This is a genomic window from Streptomyces sp. NPDC047042 (assembly GCF_040644035.1).
GTDB lineage: Bacteria > Actinomycetota > Actinomycetes > Streptomycetales > Streptomycetaceae > Streptomyces.
In genome coordinates, this window is record NZ_JBEYVP010000108.1 from 1 (window position 1) to 1,988 (window position 1,988).

At 64.0% G+C, this 1,988-nt stretch carries 2 protein-coding genes and 1 pseudogene; 1 reads left to right on the forward strand and 2 read right to left on the reverse strand.

The window, feature by feature from the left end; genetic code table 11:
• A pseudogene (locus tag ABZ855_RS48235) lies at positions 1 to 345 on the reverse strand (hypothetical protein); the annotation flags it as partial.
• 17 nt (positions 346 to 362) lie between these two features.
• A complete protein-coding gene (locus tag ABZ855_RS48240; protein ID WP_360820420.1) occupies positions 363 to 875 on the reverse strand; it encodes a hypothetical protein in 513 nt (170 codons plus the stop codon).
• Positions 876 to 1,199: 324 nt separating this feature from the next.
• On the opposite strand from ABZ855_RS48240, the gene ABZ855_RS48245 reads away from it, so the two are divergent.
• Positions 1,200 to 1,823 (forward strand): hypothetical protein, encoded by a 624-nt coding sequence (locus tag ABZ855_RS48245; RefSeq protein ID WP_360820423.1) that lies wholly within the window; start codon positions 1,200 to 1,202, stop codon positions 1,821 to 1,823.
• Positions 1,824 to 1,988: the final 165 nt, after the last annotated feature.

Consider the following 1,988-nt stretch of genomic DNA (forward strand, 5'->3'; position numbering starts at 1 on the left):
TGGATCGTCGGTGACGCTGATGCCCATCAACAGGTCGGCCGTCGCGCGGACGTTGTGCCGCCTGACGCCCTGGGGTTTCAGCGGGGCCACCAGGAACCGGTGCGGGTTGCGCGGCCGGTCGATGACGGACAGCCGCGCGTCGCCGGGGCCGTGGAGCAGAGCACCGTGATGGAGGTCGTAGTTGCACAACGCGGTGTGGGCGGGGTCGCAGTCCCAGAGCCGGTCAGCGGCCGGCCGCTGGTCCTCGAAGGCGGGGAAGGCTTCATCCTCGCTGCTCCAGGTGCCGGGCAGGTGCTGGGCGAGGGCGGTGGCGAAGGCGGACAGGTCGGCGGCGGAGGTGGGCATGGGCTCCTGATGCGCGGTCAGCGGGTACGGCCGGGAGCCGGTGCGGATGACGGGGGTGGGGCGGCCGGGGATCGGGGCACTCTGTGGGTGGTGGCGTGGGGGTCGGCCACGCCTGTCTGCCAGCTCAGGCGCGGGGGGCTGGCCAGGGCGTGGATCCGGTCGACGACGACGTGCAGGTCTTCGCCGAGGGCGCGCACCGTGGCTGCGGCTTCCTGGAGGTCGTCGTGCAGGTCGAACCCGTCCTCGCGTCCGGACTCGTTGGTCTTCTCGGCTGCTGCCTCGAAGAATTCGGCGAGGCGTTCGAGGAGTCCGTCGGTCGGTTCCAGGACCTGGTCGACGAGGTAGGCGGCTTCCTCGTACGACGCGCTGGCGTTGAGCTGATCCGTCAGGTCCAGGATGCGGCGGCCGAGTAGGTAGTGGCCCGCTGGATCTGTGGGTGTGCTGGGCAGAGCCATTCGTGGCGTTTCGGTGTCGTGATGGTCGTGGTGGAAGCCGTAGCCGTAGCCGAGGTTGCGGACATTGGCGGGCACGCTGTCGGACGGGGTGGCGCAGGGTGCTTCGGGTGCCAGGTGAAGCTCACGATGCAGGTGACGGCATGCGGTGCGGCGCAGCTGGAAGGCGAGTGCTTCAGGGCGGCCACACGTGCATCGTTGCAAGCGAGTTTGTCGCGCGGGTGGTTGCTGCTATCGGCGGCGTTGTAACGGTAACGGGCGCGCACAGGGTTACCCCGTGCGGTGGATGCTTTGTCTCCATTTGGAAACACTCCTGTCAAGTTTCTACTTCGCGGCTCACAATCAGGGGCACTGTGTCTCGGTTGCGCCGAGTCAGAGGAAAATACTTCAGGGGGGAACCGAATGGCTGCGCCAGATCCAGTAGAGCCAGATGACATTTACAAATCCATCCTGGAGACAATATTCGGACCCGACAGTTTCATCCTCTACGTCGCGGTCATCGGGATGGCCCTTCATGCCTGGTTTACGTGGGCAAGATCAACACACAGTGGTCTTCGGATTCTTTATGCGAAAGCCTCTGAGATCCCTGCAGCAGTACGTCTGATGTCTGTCGCGTCGTTGTGCGCAGCACTTGCGGTGCAGACTGTCTTCCTGGTCCTGAGCTACTTCCTCGCTGCCCACCTGCCGAGGGCGATCGCAGAGACGGACAGCCCCGCCGACGTGGACGTTACGATGTGGCTGAATGCCCCTGAGTCGCCGCTCCGGGAAACAGCCTTCCAGATTTTCTTCGGAATCACAGTATTGTTCGTCATCTTCAGCTGGTGGGCCAGTTCCAATACTAAAGCCAGGTGCACCCCTGTAGCCTTCTGGGTGGGCATTTTTGGAGTAATGTCCGTCCTCGTTTTGTTCTTCAGCGCCGACGGAAATAGTCAAATGAGCCTGGTGGCCTTGATCTACTTTCTGACCACATTGCTTGCTCTCTACGCCCCTGGATGGTGCGCGAGGCGTGTACCGAGTCGTCGGTGATCGCTCGCGCGTCGCCCGGGACAAGCCTCAGGGCGCAGAGGCCGGGAAGGCGTTGGATCCAATAATCTCCATGCGGGCGTCGGTGTCGAAGAGCGCCAGCTCGTGGGGGTGCAGGAGGTGCTGCACGATGAAGCTGCGTCCCGCGACTTTCCACAAGCCCCGTCC